Annotated in this window: 16 protein-coding genes; 9 read left to right on the top strand and 7 right to left on the bottom strand. The window is 66.5% G+C overall.

What is annotated here, in order from left to right:
- Positions 1–68: 68 nt before the first annotated feature.
- The 6 genes from AC6CIE_RS24160 (at position 69) to clsB (ending at position 6,781) form a co-directional block, all read left to right on the top strand.
- Positions 69–1,352 (top strand): putative Na+/H+ antiporter, encoded by a 1,284-nt coding sequence (locus AC6CIE_RS24160; RefSeq protein ID WP_286891842.1) that lies wholly within the window; start codon positions 69–71, stop codon positions 1,350–1,352.
- Between the two features lie 205 nt (positions 1,353–1,557).
- Positions 1,558–1,893 carry an FmdB family zinc ribbon protein gene (locus AC6CIE_RS24155; RefSeq protein ID WP_498094330.1) on the top strand — a complete coding sequence of 112 codons (336 nt, stop codon included), beginning with the start codon at positions 1,558–1,560 and terminating at the stop codon, positions 1,891–1,893.
- A gap of 17 nt (positions 1,894–1,910) precedes the next feature.
- Complete coding sequence (locus AC6CIE_RS24150; RefSeq protein WP_370632979.1) at positions 1,911–2,576, top strand: DUF502 domain-containing protein; 666 nt, start codon at positions 1,911–1,913, stop codon at positions 2,574–2,576.
- A 36-nt stretch (positions 2,577–2,612) separates the two neighbouring features.
- Positions 2,613–4,400, top strand: a complete 1,788-nt coding sequence (gene aspS, locus AC6CIE_RS24145; protein ID WP_175124740.1) for an aspartate--tRNA ligase — start codon at positions 2,613–2,615, stop codon at positions 4,398–4,400.
- Positions 4,401–4,706: 306 nt separating this feature from the next.
- A complete protein-coding gene (locus tag AC6CIE_RS24140; RefSeq protein ID WP_175124739.1) occupies positions 4,707–5,573 on the top strand; it encodes an endonuclease/exonuclease/phosphatase family protein in 867 nt (288 codons plus the stop codon).
- Complete coding sequence (gene clsB, locus AC6CIE_RS24135) at positions 5,570–6,781, top strand: cardiolipin synthase ClsB (protein WP_175136895.1); 1,212 nt, start codon at positions 5,570–5,572, stop codon at positions 6,779–6,781. The genes AC6CIE_RS24140 and clsB overlap by 4 nt, the downstream gene beginning before the upstream one ends.
- Positions 6,782–6,791: 10 nt before the next feature.
- Here the strand turns inward: clsB and AC6CIE_RS24130 are convergent, their stop codons facing one another.
- From AC6CIE_RS24130 to pgi, 4 genes are all read right to left on the bottom strand, one after another.
- Positions 6,792–7,661 (bottom strand): DMT family transporter, encoded by an 870-nt coding sequence (locus AC6CIE_RS24130; protein ID WP_218342522.1) that lies wholly within the window; start codon positions 7,659–7,661, stop codon positions 6,792–6,794.
- A gap of 21 nt (positions 7,662–7,682) precedes the next feature.
- Positions 7,683–9,035 carry an MFS transporter gene (locus tag AC6CIE_RS24125; RefSeq protein ID WP_191577564.1) on the bottom strand — a complete coding sequence of 451 codons (1,353 nt, stop codon included), beginning with the start codon at positions 9,033–9,035 and terminating at the stop codon, positions 7,683–7,685.
- Between the two features lie 99 nt (positions 9,036–9,134).
- On the bottom strand, positions 9,135–9,704 hold the full coding sequence (locus tag AC6CIE_RS24120; RefSeq protein WP_175124869.1) for an SRPBCC family protein: 570 nt from the start codon (positions 9,702–9,704) through the stop codon (positions 9,135–9,137).
- A 92-nt stretch (positions 9,705–9,796) separates the two neighbouring features.
- Positions 9,797–11,389, bottom strand: coding sequence for a glucose-6-phosphate isomerase (pgi, locus tag AC6CIE_RS24115; RefSeq protein ID WP_498094326.1), 1,593 nt, complete (start codon positions 11,387–11,389; stop codon positions 9,797–9,799).
- Positions 11,390–11,622: 233 nt separating this feature from the next.
- Between pgi and AC6CIE_RS24110 the strand changes: the two genes are divergently transcribed.
- The 3 genes from AC6CIE_RS24110 to AC6CIE_RS24100 all read left to right on the top strand — a co-directional run bounded on the left by AC6CIE_RS24110 (position 11,623) and on the right by AC6CIE_RS24100 (position 15,213).
- Positions 11,623–12,726 carry an MraY family glycosyltransferase gene (locus tag AC6CIE_RS24110; protein ID WP_175185891.1) on the top strand — a complete coding sequence of 368 codons (1,104 nt, stop codon included), beginning with the start codon at positions 11,623–11,625 and terminating at the stop codon, positions 12,724–12,726.
- Positions 12,727–12,884: 158 nt separating this feature from the next.
- Positions 12,885–13,922, top strand: coding sequence for a lipopolysaccharide heptosyltransferase I (gene waaC, locus AC6CIE_RS24105; RefSeq protein ID WP_175136889.1), 1,038 nt, complete (start codon positions 12,885–12,887; stop codon positions 13,920–13,922).
- Between the two features lies 1 nt (position 13,923).
- Positions 13,924–15,213, top strand: coding sequence for a 3-deoxy-D-manno-octulosonic acid transferase (locus AC6CIE_RS24100; protein ID WP_498094324.1), 1,290 nt, complete (start codon positions 13,924–13,926; stop codon positions 15,211–15,213).
- Here the strand turns inward: AC6CIE_RS24100 and AC6CIE_RS24095 are convergent.
- Genes AC6CIE_RS24095 through AC6CIE_RS24085 form a run of 3 tightly spaced genes read right to left on the bottom strand, consistent with a single transcriptional unit; the run spans position 15,210 to position 17,041 of the window.
- Positions 15,210–15,374, bottom strand: coding sequence for a hypothetical protein (locus AC6CIE_RS24095; RefSeq protein WP_175124874.1), 165 nt, complete (start codon positions 15,372–15,374; stop codon positions 15,210–15,212). The genes AC6CIE_RS24100 and AC6CIE_RS24095 overlap by 4 nt on opposite strands.
- Before the next feature lie 12 nt (positions 15,375–15,386).
- Positions 15,387–16,193, bottom strand: a complete 807-nt coding sequence (locus tag AC6CIE_RS24090) for a type III pantothenate kinase (protein WP_175136886.1) — start codon at positions 16,191–16,193, stop codon at positions 15,387–15,389.
- The gene (locus AC6CIE_RS24085) at positions 16,190–17,041 is read right to left on the bottom strand and encodes a biotin--[acetyl-CoA-carboxylase] ligase (protein WP_498094320.1); all 852 of its coding nucleotides are present in this window, start codon (positions 17,039–17,041) and stop codon (positions 16,190–16,192) included. The genes AC6CIE_RS24090 and AC6CIE_RS24085 overlap by 4 nt, the downstream gene beginning before the upstream one ends.
- Positions 17,042–17,049 lie beyond the last annotated feature (8 nt).

Below are 17,049 nucleotides of genomic sequence, written 5' to 3'. Positions count from 1 at the left end.
TATTGCGACGCTTGTCCGACAAGCCCGCCGGAACACCCCTCCGCCGGGCGTCATAGGAATTGCCGCAAATGCCCCAGACGCTAGAGGTCATCGCCACCATCCTGTTTGCCGTGGCGGTCCTCCACACCTTTTCGGTTCCCTTCTTTGCGCGCCTGGCGCATCGGGGCGGGCCGCACGCGGGCTTCTGGCATCTGTTTTCCGAGGTCGAGGCCGTCTTTGGCGTGTGGGCCTTCGCGCTGATCGTGACCATGGCCGCGCTGGCCGGGCCGTCGGCCGCCATCGATTACATGGACACGCGCAACTTCACGGAGCCGCTGTTCGTCTTTGTCATCATGGTGGTGGCGGCCAGCCGGCCGATTCTTGAGCTGGTGGGGCTGCTGGTCCGCATCGTGGCGCGGGCGCTGCCCATGCCGCGCGAGCTCTCGACCTTTTTCGTGGTGATGGCCCTGGTGCCGCTGGGCGGCTCGTTCATCACCGAACCCGCCGCGATGACGCTGGCCGCCATCCTGCTGCGCGACGCGTACTTTCGCAGCAGCGGCCGGGCCGGGTTCAAGTATCTGACGCTGGGCGTGCTGTTCGTGAACGTGTCCATCGGCGGCGTGCTCACGTCCTACGCCGCGCCGCCCGTCCTGATGGTGGCGGGCACGTTCGGCTGGGATTCGGCCTTCATGCTGCAGCACTTCGGCTGGCGCGCGGCGCTGGCGGTGTGCCTGAATGCGGGCCTGCTGACGTTCATCTGCCGAAAGGCGCTGCTCGAAGGCGCGGTGGGCACGCGCGGCGGCGTCGATGCGCCGGAGGGCGCCGGCAAGCGCGCGCCGGTGCCCGCCATCGTGATTCTGGTGCACCTGGTGTTCCTGGTCGCCATCGTGCTGACCGCGCACCATCCGGCCATCTTCCTGGGCCTTTTGATGATGTTCATCGGCTTTTCCGAGGCCTACAAGCGGCACCAGGACCGCCTGATGATCAAGGAGGGCCTGATGGTCGGCTTCTTCCTGGCCGGTCTCGTGGTGCTGGGCGGATTGCAGAAGTGGTGGCTGCAGGGACTGCTCGGCGGGCTGGAGCCCTTCGTCCTGTTCTGGGGCGCGACGGCCCTGACGGCCATCACCGACAACGCGGCGCTCACCTATCTGGGGTCGCTCGTGGAAGGCACCAGCGAGGCCTGGCGCTACATGCTGGTGGCCGGCGCGGTCACGGGCGGCGGGTTGACGGTGATCGCCAACGCGCCCAATCCGGCCGGTTTCGCGATCCTGAAGAACCATTTCCCGGATGGCAGCATTTCGTCCGGGCGCCTGTTCCTGTGCGCCCTGGGACCGACCCTGGTGGCCGCCGTGATGTTCCTGCTTCCCGTGTAGGGCAAGGCCGCCCGCACCGGGCAGGCCGTGCCCCGCGCGCCGGCTTGCGGCCGGCAGGGTGGGGCGGACACCGACGCTTTATGAAAAACCGCTAAAATTCAAGACTTTCCCGTATTTTTCCGGCCTTGCCCAGCCGCCGAGCCTTGCGCCCGCGCGCGGCAGCAGGCGGAATTTGATATGCCGGGCTTGCGCCTGGGAGCCCTCGATGCCCATCTACGCCTATAAGTGCAGCGCCTGCGGCCATGCCAAAGACGTCTTGCAGAAGATTTCCGACGCGCCGCTTTCGGTTTGCCCCGAATGCGGCCACAGCACGTTTTCCAAGCAGGTGACCGCGGCTGGATTCCAGCTCAAGGGCTCCGGCTGGTATGTCACGGACTTCCGTAACAACGGCAGCAGTAACAGCAGCAGCGGCGCCAACAGCAGCAGCCCGGGCGCCGCCCCGGCCTCCGCTGAAAGCGCCACGCCCGCCGCCGCGCCGGCTGCCGCGCCTGCCGCAGCCCCCGCCCCGGCGACGCCTGCTGCCGGCAGCGCCGCTTCCTAGAGCGCATCGCGATGCGGATGCGCGTCATCAAGAAGTACTTCATCACCGGGCTGCTGATCTGGGTTCCCCTGGTCATCACGGTGTGGGTACTGGGACTGCTGGTCGCCACCCTTGAAGGGTTCGTGCCCGGCTTCCTGTCGTCCGAATCGCTGTTCGGACTGGACATTCCCGGTTTCCGCTTCGCCCTCGTGATCGTGGTGGTGCTTCTGACGGGCGTCTTCGCCGCCAACCTGATCGGCCGCACCATGGTCGACCAGTGGGAAAGCCTGCTGGGCCGCATCCCGCTCGTGCGTTCCATCTACAACTCGGTCAAGCAGGTCAGCGATACCGTGCTTGCCCCCAACGGCCAGGCGTTTCGCCGCGCGGTGCTGGTGCAGTATCCGCGGGCAGGCGCCTGGACCATCGCTTTCGTCACCGGCACGCCCAGCGGTGAAGTGGCCGCCAGCCTGCCTGGCGACCACATCAGCCTGTACGTGCCGACGACCCCCAACCCCACATCCGGCTTTTTCCTGATGGTGCCTCGCGCCGAGGTTGTCGACCTTCAGATGAGCGTGGACGCGGCCTTGAAGTACATCGTTTCCATGGGCGTGGTCGCCCCGGTCCCGGGGGCAACGCCCGTGGTCCGGCCGGCTGCGCTCTCTCCGGCGCCGGGCGTGCAGGACGCACCCCGCGCCGATTCGTAACCCTTACACACCAAGCACAAAACGGAGTCATCCCGCATGCGTACCTGCTACACCGGCCAGGTTTGCCGTGACCATCTCGGCCAGACCGTCACCCTGTACGGCTGGGTGAACCGCCGCCGCGACCACGGCGGGGTCATCTTCATCGACCTGCGCGACCGCGCGGGCCTGGCGCAGATCGTGTTCGATCCGGACAACGCCGCCTTCGCCACCGCCGAGCGCCTGCGCAATGAATTCTGCGTCCGCGTCACCGGCCTCGTGCGCGAGCGTCCGGCCGGCACGGCCAACGCTGAACTGGCCTCCGGCGAAATCGAAGTGCTCTGCAAGGAAGTCGAGATCCTGAACGCGTCGGTCACGCCGCCGTTCCAGCTGGATGACGACAACCTGTCGGAAACCACCCGCCTGACGCACCGCGTGCTGGACCTGCGTCGTCCGCAGATGCAGCGCAACCTGATGCTGCGCTACCGCGTGTCCATCGAAACCCGCAAGTTCCTGGACGAGCTGGGCTTCATCGACATCGAAACGCCGATGCTGGCCAAGAGCACGCCGGAAGGCGCGCGCGACTACCTGGTGCCCTCGCGTGTGAACGCCGGCCACTTCTTCGCGCTGCCGCAATCGCCGCAGCTCTTCAAGCAGATGCTGATGGTCTCGGGCTTTGACCGCTACTACCAGATCACCAAGTGCTTCCGCGACGAAGACCTGCGCGCCGACCGTCAGCCGGAATTCACCCAGATCGATTGCGAAACCTCGTTCCTGAACGAATTCGAAATCCGTGAAATCTTCGAAAACCTGATCCGCCACGTGTTCAAGGTGGTGCAGGGCGTCGACCTGCCGTCGCCGTTCCCGATCATGCCGTGGACCGAAGCGATGCGCCGCTACGGCTCGGACAAGCCCGATCTGCGTGTGCAGCTCGAGTTCACCGATATCACCGACGTCATGCGCGACGTGGACTTCAAGGTGTTTGCCGCCGCCGCCACGGCGCCCGGCAGCCGCGTGGTCGCCCTGCGCGTGCCCGGTGGCGCCGAAATGTCGCGCAGCGAGATCGACGCCTACACCCAGTTCGTCGGCATCTACGGCGCCAAGGGCCTGGCCTACATCAAGGTCAACGAAGTGGCCAAGGGCCGCGACGGCCTGCAATCGCCCATCGTCAAGAACCTGCACGACGCTGCCCTGGCCGAACTGGTCAAGCGCACCGGCGCCCAGGACGGCGACATCATCTTCTTTGGCGCGGACCGCGAGAAGGTCGTCAACGACGCCATCGGCGCGCTGCGCGTGAAGATTGGCCACAGCGAGTTCGGCAAGAAGACGGGTCTGTTCACGGCCGGCTGGAAGCCGCTGTGGGTGGTCGACTTCCCGATGTTCGAATACGACGAGGAAGACGGTCGCTACACCGCTGCCCACCACCCGTTCACCAGCCCCAAGGACGGCCACGAAGACTTCCTGGAATCCGATCCCAGCAAGGCCTTCGCCAAGGCCTACGACATGGTGCTGAACGGCTGGGAAATCGGCGGCGGCTCGGTCCGTATCCACCGCGAGGAAGTGCAGAGCAAGGTGTTCCGCGCGCTGAAGATTGGCGCCGAGGAAGCCCGCGAGAAGTTCGGCTACCTGCTGGACGCGCTGCAGTACGGCGCGCCTCCGCACGGCGGCATCGCCTTCGGCCTGGACCGCATCGTCACGATGATGACCGGCGCCGAATCGATCCGCGACGTGATCGCCTTCCCGAAGACGCAGCGCGCCCAGGACCTCCTGACGCAAGCGCCGTCGGAAGTCGACGAGAAGCAACTGCGCGAGCTGCACATCCGCCTGCGCAACGTCGAAAAAGCGTAAAGCGCCGGAGCGCCGTTGGCGCTCCCCCCCGGCGGCCTTCTTCACGGGGGCCGCTGGCGGACCGGCAGCGCCGGATCCGCGGCGGTCTGCTTGAAGCACGATCCGCACTGGGCGCCACGCCCGAATCATGAGCAGGTTTCAAGTGTCTGATCAGTCAGTCTGGCCTGACCGCATGCCGCAAAGATGGGAATGCCCGGCTGAAATGGAGTAATCTGGCTAACGCCGCCAAACACGGCGGCGGCTGGCCAGAGGACCTACCGGGACCCGGCCGGCGGTTCTCAAGATTTGAAAGGCGCCATTGCTTCCATGTCGCTCATCCGAGTCGTCAGCTACAACATACACAAGGGCCGTTCGGCACTAGGCCGGCGCGACTCCCTGAATGAACTTCGCCTGGGCCTGTATGGCCTGCGCCCCGACCTGGTCTTCCTGCAGGAGGTCCAGGGCCGCAACGAGCAGAAGTCGCTGCTCGACGCTCAGCACGAGTCCCTGGCCGCGGCATTGCGGCTGGATGTGGCCTATGGCCGCAACGCCATCCGCCACGCCACCGACCACGGCAATGCGCTGCTGTCGCGTTATCCCATCCTCGACCACGAAAATCTCGACATCTCCGACCATCGCCTCGAGCAACGCGGGCTGCTGCATGCGCGCATCGACGTGGGCGATCGGGCGGTGCATTGCTTCGTGGTGCATCTGGGCCTCTTTGCCGGCAGCCGCAGCCGCCAGATCCTGGCGCTGACCGAGCGCATCAAGCGCATGGTGCCCGACGGCGAGCCCATCCTGATCGCCGGCGATTTCAACGACTGGAATGACCGGCTGGCGCCCATGTTCGTGCAGCAGCTTGGGCTGTACGAAGTGTTTTCGCATGCCCCGCGCAGCCATGGCGGCGACCTGCCGCGCCTGCGCGACTCGGTCAAGCGGCTGTCCAACGCCCTGCGCGGTTTGCCCAGCAGCGGCGTCTCGGTCATGGAGCGCAACAACCAGCTCGGCATGGACGGCAGCTCCCGGCTGCTGGCGCCGCCGCCGCGCACGTTTCCCGCCGTGTTCCCGTGGTTCCGCCTGGACCGCATCTACCAGCGGGGCTTTGCCGTGCGCAGCGCCCGGGTGCTGCGCGGCCGCGAGTGGGCCAAGCTGTCCGATCATTCGCCCTTGCTCGCGGAGCTGGAACTCCCGTGAAGGACGAGCAGGACAGGCTGGAGTGGGTGCAGGGCAACGATATCCGTCTGCTCCAGAACGGCGCCGACTTCTTTCCCGCGCTGTGCGCGGCGATCGACGCGGCCACGGTCAGCGTGCATCTGGAAACCTACATCTTCATGCTCGACCGCACCGGTACGAAGGTGCTGGAGTGCCTGTCGGCGGCCGCGCGCCGCGGCGTCAAGGTACGCGTGGTCCTGGATGGCTTTGGCAGCGCGTTGCACGGCGAGCGCGTGCGCGTTGCGCTGACCAATGCGGGCGCGCAGTGCCGCATCTTCCGGCCCGAGCCGCGCTGGTTTGCGCGTTTCGTGCCATCGCGCAGCCGCCTGCGGCGCCTGCATCGCAAGGTCACCATCATCGATGGCCGCATGGCCTTCATCGGCGGCATCAACGTCATCGACGACTACGATGACCTGGATCCCACCGACGGCCTGACCGGTCCGCGTTTCGACTTCGCCGTGCAGGTCGAGGGCCCGCTCGTCACGCAGGCGGCCCATGCGCAGGATCTCCTGTGGGTGCGCCTGAACTGGGCGCGCCTGCGGCGCCATCCGCGCGACTGGCATCGGTTGCAGTTGCTCAAGCCGCGCGATGTTCCTGCGCCGCCTGGCGGCATGCTGCGCGCCGCGCTGGTGCTGCGCGACAACCTGCGCTTTCGCAGGACATTCGAGCGTGCCTATCTGTTCGGCATCTCGCGCGCGCGGCGCGACATCCTGATCGCCAATGCCTACTTTTTCCCGGGCGTGCGCTTTCGCCGCGCGCTGGCCAAGGCAGCCGCCCGCGGCGTGCGCGTGCGGCTGCTGTTGCAGGGCAAGGTCGAATACCGGATGCAGTATCACGCCACGCGCTCGCTGTATGACAAGCTGCTGCGCGACGGCATCGAGATCTACGAGTACATGCCGAGCTACCTGCACGCGAAGGTCGCCGTGATCGACAACGTGGCGACGGTGGGGTCATCGAACCTCGACCCCTTCAGCCTGCTGCTGGCGCGTGAGGCCAATGTCGTGGTCGACAGCCAGCCGTTCGCCTGGGACCTGCAGGAGCGCCTGGAAACCGCCATCCGGGAGGGCGGACGCTTCATCCGGCCGCTGGATTACCAGCGCCGGGGTTTCGTGCGGCGGTGGATCGATGCGGCGTCTTACGCGTTGCTGCGGATTGGCGTGGCGTTCACGGGCACGTCGGACAAGTACTGAACGCGGGCGCTCAAGTACGGGGTTTGAGAAGCCCCAGCGCCAGCGCCGTTCCCACCAGGATGATGGCCGCGCCAATCGCGATGGACGGCGTCACGGCTTCATCCAGCAGCGTTGCGCCCCAGACCACGCCGAATATCGGCACGAGGAACGTCACGCTCACGGCCGCAGTGGGACCCACATTGGCGATCAGCCGGAAGAAGATGATGTAAGCCGCACCGGTGCAGACCACCGCCAGCAGTATGGTGGAGATCCACGCGGGCGCCGATGCCGGCGTCTCCGGCCAAGCCGGAATGGCCAGCGGCAACAGCACGAGCGACGCGGCGATCATGCTGCCGGTGGCGCTTGCCAGCGCGTCGACACCTGTCAGGAAACGCTTGGTCCAGTTGGCCGCGATGCCATAGAAGACCGGCGCCGACACGGCAGCGAGGACGGCGGGGCCTGTGCCGCCATCCTGGAAATTCAGCTTGTCCCAGACCAGCACGACGATGCCGATCAAGCCGATGAACAGCCCCAGCGACCGCATCCACGGGAGCCTGTCCTTGAGCCACAGCCACCCCACAACGGCGCCCCACACGGGCGTCACCGCATTGGCCACCGACAGGAAGCCGGCGCCGAGGGACTGTGCGGCATAGGCGTACAGCAGAAAGGGCACGGCGGCATTGAGGGTGCCGACCACCAGCAACGCCTTCCAGTGGCGTCCGATGATGGGCAGCTTGCCGCGCCACATCGCGGCCGGCAGCAAGAACAGGGCGGCAAGTCCGACGCGCAGCTCGATCAGTGCGATGGGTCCGAACTCCTTGACCGCCACGCGCATGAACAGAAAGGAGCCGCCCCAGACGGCGGCCAGAAGCAGCAAATCCATCAGATTGCGTTGACGCATGATTTGTCTCGGGCGTACGCTTTATTTCCGGTTCGTGACCAGATTCTTCATCTTCACCCGGTGCGCCAGCAGCGCGCAGGTCAGGGACAGGACGATACACAGGATCAGCCCGGTCCGCACGCCGGAAAGCACCGTGCTGTGCGAAATCAGAATGCCGACCACGGCAGTGCCCAGCGCGCTGCCGATGGCGCGTGTGGTCTGCACCAGCGCCGACGCCACGCCCACGTCGCGCCGCTCGCTCAGCATCTGCATGAAGAGCGTCAGGTTGGGCAATAGGAAGCCCAGCGCGCAGCCGTTGACGAAAAAGGCGGACAGGATCCACCACGCCGACGTGCCCGGTGAAATCAGCAGCACCATCAGCGATCCCGCGGCCAGCAGGCCGCCGCCGAACACCATCAGCCGCTGCGGCTCGGTCTGCTTGGGAAACATGCGGCCGTTGATGATGCTGCCGACCGAGATCGCGGCCACGAGCGGCGTCAGCAGCAGGCCCGCCTGGCTGGGCGTGTAGCCCAGCACCTGCTGCAACAGCAGCGGGCTGTAGAAGATCAGGATGAACATCACCGCGCCCACCATCATTGCTGCCACGTTCAAGAGGCGCGGGTCGCGGCCGGACAGCACGCGCAGCGGGAAGATCGGCGACTTCACGCGGCGTTCGGTCGGAATCAGGATGGCAATGGCGGCAGCGCCGACCAGCGCCAGTGTCAGGCCGAGCATCGGGTGCGCGTGTTCGCCGCTGGCGAAAGCAAGCTCCAGCGCGGCCAGCGGCGCGCCCACGGCCAGCACGAGCAAGATGGCGCCCACCCAGTCGATCTTGCGGCTGCCATCGTGAATGGGCCGGATGCGCGGGAAATAACGGGCCAAGAGGAAGAAGGCGGCGGCGGCCGCGATCGGCGTGATGAAGAACGCCGCGCGCCACCCCAATGCCTGCGTGGCCGCCCCGCCCAGCACCGGGCCGATGCCGCTGGCCATGGCAAAGGCCGCGGACACCAGCGCCATCCATCTGACCCGCTGCTTGGCGTCGGGAAACAGATCCGCCGGCGCGGCGAACGCCGTGGCGATCATCATGCCGCCGCCCACCCCCTGCAGGGTGCGGAACACGATGAGTTGGGTCATGGACTGCGCCAGGCCGCAGGCGATGGAGCCCAGCGCAATGATCAGCACCGACACCAGCATCAAGGGCTTGCGGCCGAACATGTCGCCCAGCCGGCCGAAGATCAGGATGGATGCCGCAGTGGCCAGCAGATAGCCCGTGCCGACCCAGGCGTAGAGCGCCATGCCGTTCAGCGCCTCGGCCACGCGCGGCAGGGTGGTGCTGATGATGGTGGAATCCAGGGCGGCAAGCACCACGGTGGCCGACACGCCTGCCATCGCCATCAGCAGGTCCCGTCGTGAGCGTGTGGGATCAGTGGCTGGCTGCGGGGGCGTCGGCGGCGGATTCATGCCGTCAAGGATATCACCGGCACCCTAGGGTTATCACTTGTAAAACGTGTGGTATCCCCAGAAAACCGCGATGACCAGCACGACCAGCATCCAGGACCAGCGTGAATTCGAAAGGCCGCGCGCTTCTGGTTCGGGAGGCGGGGGAGGGGGCGCGATCCGCGGCTGTGCCGCCATGTGGTCGATGAAGGAAGCGAAGAACTTCTCGATGATCTTCTCGCCGGCCTTCAAGAGAACGCCTTCTCCGCATTCGCCCAGCTTGCCGCCCGCCATGCCAGCCACCGTGTAGGCCACGCGGGTGCCCTGGTCCTTGGTGGTCAGGTTGACCTGCGCCGTGCCGATCGCCAGGCAGGCGGCGCGCCCCTTGCCTTCGAACACCAGCGTGCAGCTGTCGGGGGCGTTCATGTCGGAGAGCAGGATCTCGCCTTCGTAGTCGGTGTCGATGCCGGCGATCTTGGCGCGCAGCGTGACCGCATATTCGGTCGGGCTGCGCATGGCGACTTCGACACACCCCGGAATGCATTTCTGTAACACTCGCGGGTCGGTCAACGCATCCCATGTCTGGTGCTGCGTCGAAGGAATCCATTGGGCATCGGCAATGCGCATGGCTGTCTCCTTGTAGAAACGCTTTATGTGCATTCTGTGCCCAAAAGGCGGGTTTGGCTATCTCGGGGACAAAACCCTGCTAGGCCAAGCGGTCAATCGTGGTTGTCGCGGTCCTGCCGGTCGCCTGCCAGCAGCGAGATCCAGTGCCGAGTGGATTGGTCGTGCGACGGCGTCTGCGGTTCGCCATGGAGTTCGCGCAGTATGCCGCTGGCCATCTTCTTGCCGGCTTCGACACCCCATTGGTCGAAAGGGTTGATGCCCCAGACCAGCGCTTGCACGAAGACCTTGTGCTCGTAAAGCGCGAGCAAGGCGCCAAGCGCCTCGGGCGTCAGGCGCGGAAGCACGATCAACGTCGAGGGCCGGCCGCCCTGATGGTGGCGGTGGCGGGCAAGCCATTGCGCATCGGCTTCCGGCATACCTTGCGCCTTCAGCGCCGCCTCATCCGCGTCGATCGATGTGCCCCGCAGCAACGTCTGGCGCTGCGCGAGACAATTGGCCAGCAGCATGGCGTGTTCCTCGACCCATTGATGGTCGGCTTCGCGGCACATGATGAAATCGACCGCCGCGCCGTCCGTGCCTTGGTGCAGCCACTGGAAGAACGTGTGCTGCCCGTCCGTGCCCGGCATGCCCCAGACCGAAGGACCGGTGGGCACGCCCACGGGCCGGCCGGCAATATCGACGGATTTGCCGAGCGACTCCATGTCGAGCTGCTGCAGATAGGGGGCCAGGTATTGCAGGCGGGCGTCGTAGGCGGCAATGCTCAGTGAGCCGTAGCCGAGCACGCTGCGGTTGGCGATGCCGGCCAGCGCGAGCTGCACCGGGGCGTTGTCGGCGATGTCGGCCTGGGCGAAGTGGTCGTCCATCGCGGCGGCGCCGGCGCGGATGCCCTCGATCACGTCCAGGCCCACGGCCAGCGCAACCGGCAGGCCGACAGCCGACCAAAGCGAGTAGCGGCCCCCCACCCAGTCCCAGAATTGGAAGGTCTGGTTTTCGGGAATGCCGATCTTGGCCGCCGCCGCCGGCTTGGCAGTGATGGCGACCACATGGTCGTAAGGATTCTCTATGCCCGCATCGGCCAGCCACTGCACGGCGCGCCGCAGGTTCGCCAGCGTCTCGGCCGTCGTGAACGACTTGGACGTCACCACCACGAGCGTTTCACGGGGGTCCATGCCCAGGACCGCGTCCTCGATGGCGTGGCCGTCGATATTGGCGACGAACTTGAGGTCACGGCGGCAGCCGTAGCCACCGCACGCGTCTGTGGCCAGGCGCACGCCCCAGTCGCTGCCGCCGATGCCGATATGGATGATGGACTTCCATTTGCCGTGCGCATCGGCGTCCCGCACGAAGTCGCGTACGCGCTGGTGTTCGTGGGCGACTTCCGCGATAGGCTGACGCGCGCGCAGCATCGTGTGCCACGCAGCCCGATCCTCGGTCATGTTGACAGGCTCGCCCGCCAGCAAGGCCTTGCGCGCGGCGTCGAAGCCGCGTGCGTGGAGCAGGGCGGCGCCGGCCTGCCGCGCGGCGGGCGAGTCGACATGCGCGCTCAAGTCAACGGTCAGGTCGGCAGCCTGCACGAGGTGCAGCGCGTCAGTGCAAAACGCGCCTTCCAGGACGGCTTCGGAAAATGCCTTCCATTCGGGCAGTTGCAGCAGGCTTGCGTGTTCAGCGGGCTTGAAAGGATGCATATTTTCGGGAATGCGTCGTGGTGCTGGAGTCGAGGCAGCGGGTCGCCGGAATCGTCGCCCGAACTTTCTTGCCGTCAGGAAAGGTCCGCAGTTTAGCTGTTTGGACGGCGTCGATGCAGGCCCCATTTATCCTGTGAACACCGTATCCGTCCATTTGTAAACCCGCCAGTCTTCCGATCCTTACACAAATGCGTCTGACGCTACAATCCGCCTAACTTTTTAGGCGCCCTTCCATGCTGTACGTCCTCGTAGCGTTCCTGGTTTCGCTCATTTCGACCTTGCTGATCGTTCGCTACCGCGCCTGGCACGATGGACTGACGGCCGATCACGATCTTGAAGGGGTGCAGAAGTACCATGCTGTCCCCGTGCCGCGCATCGGCGGCTTGTCCCTGCTTGTTGCTTCCGGCGTGACTTGTGCGTTGGTCGCCGTGCGCGAACCCGATGTACTCCCGAATCTGGTTCTATTGCTTGCGGCAGGCATGCCCGCTTTTCTTGGCGGATTTGCCGAGGACCTGACGAAAAGAGTGAGAGTGCTTGTCCGGCTGGGACTTGCGATGCTCTCGGGTGCTGCAGCGTTTTATCTATTGGGCGCTGAAGTGACGCGTGTCGACATTATTGGCGTGGACTGGCTGCTGCAATTCGGGGTGATTTCGCTGGTATTTACTTCCGTCGCCATCGGCGGCGCCGCCAATGCGATAAATATTATCGACGGATATAATGGCTTGGCCGCCGTGGTGTCAGCAATGATATTGGCCGGTTTTGCGTACGTATCGTTTTACCTGGGTGACCGCTTCCTTCTGATTGTTGCCCTGAGCACCTTGGGCGCCGTCATCGGCTTCCTGGTCTGGAATTTTCCGCACGGCCATATTTTCCTTGGTGATGGTGGCGCATATCTTCTCGGATTCATCATCGGTGAACTGTCCGTGTTGATGCTCGCGCGGCATCCCTACGTCTCCGCCTGGTTCCCCCTGCTGTTGTGCATCTATCCGGTGTTCGAGACGCTCTTCTCCATCTACCGCAAGAAATTCCTCCGAGGGCGCTCGCCAGGCGCGCCGGATGGCGTGCACTTGCATATGCTGATCTACAAACGCCTGGTCCGCTGGGCCATCGGTTCGCGTGAAATGCGGCATCAGACGCAGCGTAATTCAATGACGTCGCCTTACCTGTGGCTGCTTTCGTCGCTGGCGGTTATCCCCGCGGTGCTTTTTTGGCAGGATCCCTGGCTGCTGATGCTGTTTACAGGCATTTTCTCGACGACGTATGTCGTGTTGTACCGCCGCCTGGTTTTGTTCCGAATGCCAAAGTGGATGATCTTGAAGAAAAAGAAGCGGTCATAATCCCGATTTGGTGTCCTGCCCCTGCTTGCCCGGAACGGCACGACAAAGGATGCGCTGGCGTGCGCAGCAATTGCCATTGTTGATGTAAAGTTCCGGCTGCGTTGATCGGTGTCTGCTCTCATCGGGTCGAGCGCGGCTCCCTGCACCAATCCTTGTCCATGCCCACACGAATTCTCATCGTTCGCACGTCCTCCCTGGGCGACCTCGTCCACATGCTGCCTGCGATCACGGATATCGCCCGGCACGTGCCGGACGCGCAGATCGACTGGGTCGTCGAGGAAGCCTTCGCCGAGATCCCGTCGTGGCATCCCGCCGTCAACGAAATCATCAAGGTCGCGCATCGGCGCTGGCGTAAGTCGTGGTGGTCTGCCCAAGTGCGGGCCGAGCGGCGCGCGCTGCGCGAGCGCCTGCGGGCCGTCCGCTACGACGTAGTGCTGGACATGCAGGCCCTGCTGAAATCGGCGTGGCTGGTGCGTCAGACGCAGGGCGTCAAGCATGGGCTGGACTGGCGGTCCGCGCGCGAGCCGCTGGCCTCGCTGTTCTACAACGTGCGTCATCGCGTCGAATTTTGGCAGCCCGCGGTGATCCGTCAGCGCAAGCTGGCCGGGCTGACGTTCGGCTATCAGCATGCCGGCTTGCCCGATTTTGGCTTGCAGGCGTTTGCGCGCCAGGCGACCCAGGCGCCCGAGCCGGTCGTCGAAGTCGGCAGCGGCGGTCTGAACGCCGCCGAGCTGCCGCGGCTGCATCATCTGGACACTGACCGCGGCTATGCGGTGATCATGCCGTCGGCCAGCCGTGACGACAAACTGTGGCCCGAGGAAGACTGGCGCGTGGTGTTCCGCCGCCTGCGCGAGGCCGGCTGCACGTTGAAGCTGCTGGCCGGCAACGAACAGGAAGCCGAGCGCGCCCAGCTGCTGGTGGCCGGCATGGAGGGGGCCGAGGTCATGCCCCGCATGGATCTGTCCGCCGTGGCCAAGCTGCTGGCCGGCGCCCGCCTGATGGTGGGCCTGGACAGCGGCCTGACGCACCTCTCAGCCGCGCTGGGCCGTCCCACGATCGGCATCTACCGGGCCTCGACGCCCGTGCGCACCCCCCTGGTCGGGTCCAACTACACCGCCAGCCTCGGCGACCGCGGCGCCTCGCCGTCGCGCGAGGCCGTCATGGCGTCGGTCGAGCAGGCGCTCGCCGCGCAGTGACATGAACCGCGGCGTCTACACGCTGGGGCTTCGGGCGCTCGCGCCGCTGATCTGGCTATGGATGGCCCGCCGCGCCAAGCGCGCCGGGGGCCGCTGGGAAATCTTCTCTCCCGAACGCTTTGGGCGCCCTGATCCGGCCACGGTGCTGCCGGACAACCCGGTCTGGATGCATGCCGTCAGTCTGGGCGAGACGCGAGCCGCGCTGCCGCTCTTGAACGCACTGCTGGCGCGCGGCCTGCCGGTGTTGCTCACGCACACGACGGCGACCGGCCGCGCGGAGGGCGAGCGCCTGTTCAAGGATGCCATCGCGCGGGGGCAACTGCGGCAGGTCTGGCTGCCCTACGATTTTCCGGGCGCGACCCGCCGCTTCCTGGCGGCGCACCGGCCGCGCTGCGGTCTCTTGATGGAACGCGAGATCTGGCCGAACCTGCTGGCCGCTGCGCGGCAGGCGCGGGTGCCCATGGCGCTGGTCAGCGCGCGTTATTCCGCGTCGTCGCTGCGCCAGGCGCGCCGGATGGGCAGCGTGATGCGCGAGGCCCTGGCCGGGCTGGACATGGTGTTGGCGCAGACGGCGGAGGATGCCGGGCGGCTGGCCGAGGCGGGTGCGCCGGCGGCCGTCGTGACCGGCAACCTCAAGTTCGATCTGGTGCTGCCGCCCGCTCAGGTAGAGGCGGGACGCGCGTGGCGGGCACAGCTCGGGCGCCAGGTGGTTGCGGTTGCCAGCACACGCGAGGGCGAGGACGCGCCGTTCATCGAGGCGATCAAACGTCAGGCCGCAGCGCCGGGCGCGCCGCTTTTTATGTTGATCCCACGCCATCCCCAGCGCTTTGAAGAAGCTGCGCGCCTGCTGTCGGACGCGAAAGTCGGTTTTGCGCGCCGTTCGGAAGGCACGCTTGTGCCGCCGGATACCGCCGTGCTGGTGGGGGATTCGTTGGGCGAGATGGCGTTTTATTACGCGGCCTCGGATGTCGCGATCGTGGCGGGCAGCTTTGCGCCGCTGGGTGGCCAGAACCTGATCGAAGCCTGCGCGGCGGGCGTGCCCGTCATCGTCGGGCCGCACACGTTCAATTTCAAGCAGGCGGCGGAAGACGCCATCGAGGCCGGCGCCGCGCTGCGCGCCGAGGATCCGGCGCAGGCGGTGGACGCGGCAATCGCGCTGCTGCGGGACACGCCGCGCAGGCAGCTGGCGAGCAAGGCCGCGCGGGCTTGGTTCGACCAGCATGCGGGCGCCACCGGACGGACGATGGATGCGTTGGGACCCTGGCTGGCCGGAGCGGCGTCGGGCCGTTAAGGCGTTTTACGCGGCGCCAACGTCACCGCGCCCGGATTCAATTCCTGGCTGAATCGCCGCCCATCGCGGCCTTCGTCTTCGGGCCGGGCGCCCAGCCAGCCTTGTCCCAGCGCATAGACGCCCAGATTCGCCAACAGGATCAGGATGAAGAGCACGCGCATGCCGGACCTTCGTCAGGGAGTGGTGTTCAAGGTGGCGCGCGCCACGGCGGCCAGTCCGTCCAGGACCGGGTGGTCCAGGTAAACGGGAACCGGCGTGGCGCCAAAGGCCCCGCCCGCGTCGGCCAGCAGCCGTTCGATTTCCTGGTGCACTTCGGGCCAGCCGCCGCCGGCCGCGTAGATCTGCGGGGTCTGGCCGTAGCGCTGGCGGCCCGCCAGCCATTGGCGCACGACGGCGCCGGCCTGTGCAGCGGCGATGCCGGAGGCGATGGCCTCGTGCGTGTCCGTGGGATAGGGCACGACCTGGCCGTTGGCGATGGGCAGGTTGGCCGTGCCGTGGGCAAGCGACGTGCGCATCATGGCCGGGCCAGGCAGGATCAGGCCGCCCGCGAAGACGTTGTCCGGTCCGACGGTGTCGATGGTGGTGGCAGTGCCGAAGCTGGCCAGCACGAACGGCGGGTGGGTGCCGGGCAGGCGCGACAGCACGCCAAGCAGCGAGGCCCAGCGGTCGGCGCCCAGCTGCGTGGGCGTGCGATAGCTGTTGACCAGGCCCAGCGTCGTTGCCTGCGAAGGCGACCAGTTGACGGGGCAGCCGTGCTTTTGCAGGATGGCCGCGATGGCGTCGCCGCGCGCCGCGCCAGCGACATTCACGCCCAGCGCGCGCCGCGGCGGCCGGGGCAGGGCGGCAAGCCAGTCATCCAGCGCGTTCAGGTCCAGGCCGTCGAAGGCGACGGCCGCGGGCTCGCGCGGCATGTCCGGATTGGTGGCGTCCAGCCAACCCACTTTGAGGCGGCTGTTGCCGGAGTCGATGAGAATAATCATGCTTGGCGTCGAATCGAAATTTCACCGACCGAGATCGGTGTGGCGCCCTCGGGCGTTTGCACCAGCAGGCGGCCTTGCTCGTCCACGCCACAGGCGGTGCCGCTTAAAAGAATAGCGCCCTTGTCCAGCACGTTCACCTTGCGGCCCGCCAGCGCGTCCACCTGGTCGAAACGCTGCCGGAATGCGCCGAAGCCGTCGCGTTCAAGTGTGCGGACCGCCTCGTGCCACGCCGCGGCGCTGGCGCAGATCAGGTCTGCGGCCACGGCGGCGCGGTCTGCGCCGGCCTGCACCTGCGTCCAGTCCGCAATCTCGCGGCCCAGCGCCAGCGACAGTTCGGCCGCATCGGCAAGATTGACGCCCATGCCGATCACCACGGTGTAGCCGGTGTCGCGGCCGCCCGGATTGCGGGTGGTCTCGACGAGGATGCCCGCCAGCTTGGCGTCGTGCCATTGGATGTCGTTGGGCCATTTCATGCACAGGTCATGCGAACTCGGCCCGGCGACGGTGCGCAGCGCTTCGCAGGCGGCCACGCCGGCAAGCGGCGATAGTGCCGCCAGCTGCATGGCGGGCAGGTGCACGTCAAAGGCGCACGAGAACATCAGCGTGGAGCCCGAGCGGTTCTGCCACGGGCGGCCCGCGCGGCCGCGGCCGGCGTCCTGCTGATGCGTGCCCAAGAGCCAGGGCTTGCCCGCGCCGGCACCGGTGCGCGCACGCGCCAGCAGGTCGGCATTGGTCGATCCGGTGCTGCCGGTCCAGGTGACGTCCTGGAAGGCGGGCAGGCGCTGCGCCAGCGTCCGGGCAAGCGATTCCGGGGCGGGTAGGTCGATGGGGCAAACGGGGGCGGGCATGGCCGCGA

It is taken from the genome of Achromobacter sp. GQ309 (genome assembly GCF_059759315.1).
The sequence above is the reverse complement of the archived record's forward strand: the minus strand, read 5'-3'. Positions and strand labels throughout refer to the sequence as shown.

What these genes read in the sequence shown, in the direction of transcription:
- AC6CIE_RS24160 (WP_286891842.1), top strand. Translation starts at nt 69, where the DNA reads ATGCCCCAGACGCTAGAGGTCATCGCCACCATCCTGTTTGCCGTGGCG.
- AC6CIE_RS24155 (WP_498094330.1), top strand. Translation starts at nt 1,558, where the DNA reads ATGCCCATCTACGCCTATAAGTGCAGCGCCTGCGGCCATGCCAAAGAC.
- AC6CIE_RS24150 (WP_370632979.1), top strand. Translation starts at nt 1,911, where the DNA reads ATGCGCGTCATCAAGAAGTACTTCATCACCGGGCTGCTGATCTGGGTT.
- aspS (WP_175124740.1), top strand. Translation starts at nt 2,613, where the DNA reads ATGCGTACCTGCTACACCGGCCAGGTTTGCCGTGACCATCTCGGCCAG.
- AC6CIE_RS24140 (WP_175124739.1), top strand. Translation starts at nt 4,707, where the DNA reads ATGTCGCTCATCCGAGTCGTCAGCTACAACATACACAAGGGCCGTTCG.
- AC6CIE_RS24130 (WP_218342522.1), bottom strand. Translation starts at nt 7,661, where the DNA reads ATGCGTCAACGCAATCTGATGGATTTGCTGCTTCTGGCCGCCGTCTGG.
- AC6CIE_RS24125 (WP_191577564.1), bottom strand. Translation starts at nt 9,035, where the DNA reads ATGGCGATGGCAGGCGTGTCGGCCACCGTGGTGCTTGCCGCCCTGGAT.
- AC6CIE_RS24120 (WP_175124869.1), bottom strand. Translation starts at nt 9,704, where the DNA reads ATGCGCATTGCCGATGCCCAATGGATTCCTTCGACGCAGCACCAGACA.
- pgi (WP_498094326.1), bottom strand. Translation starts at nt 11,389, where the DNA reads ATGCATCCTTTCAAGCCCGCTGAACACGCAAGCCTGCTGCAACTGCCC.
- AC6CIE_RS24110 (WP_175185891.1), top strand. Translation starts at nt 11,623, where the DNA reads ATGCTGTACGTCCTCGTAGCGTTCCTGGTTTCGCTCATTTCGACCTTG.
- waaC (WP_175136889.1), top strand. Translation starts at nt 12,885, where the DNA reads ATGCCCACACGAATTCTCATCGTTCGCACGTCCTCCCTGGGCGACCTC.
- AC6CIE_RS24100 (WP_498094324.1), top strand. Translation starts at nt 13,924, where the DNA reads ATGAACCGCGGCGTCTACACGCTGGGGCTTCGGGCGCTCGCGCCGCTG.
- AC6CIE_RS24095 (WP_175124874.1), bottom strand. Translation starts at nt 15,374, where the DNA reads ATGCGCGTGCTCTTCATCCTGATCCTGTTGGCGAATCTGGGCGTCTAT.
- AC6CIE_RS24090 (WP_175136886.1), bottom strand. Translation starts at nt 16,193, where the DNA reads ATGATTATTCTCATCGACTCCGGCAACAGCCGCCTCAAAGTGGGTTGG.
- AC6CIE_RS24085 (WP_498094320.1), bottom strand. Translation starts at nt 17,041, where the DNA reads ATGCCCGCCCCCGTTTGCCCCATCGACCTACCCGCCCCGGAATCGCTT.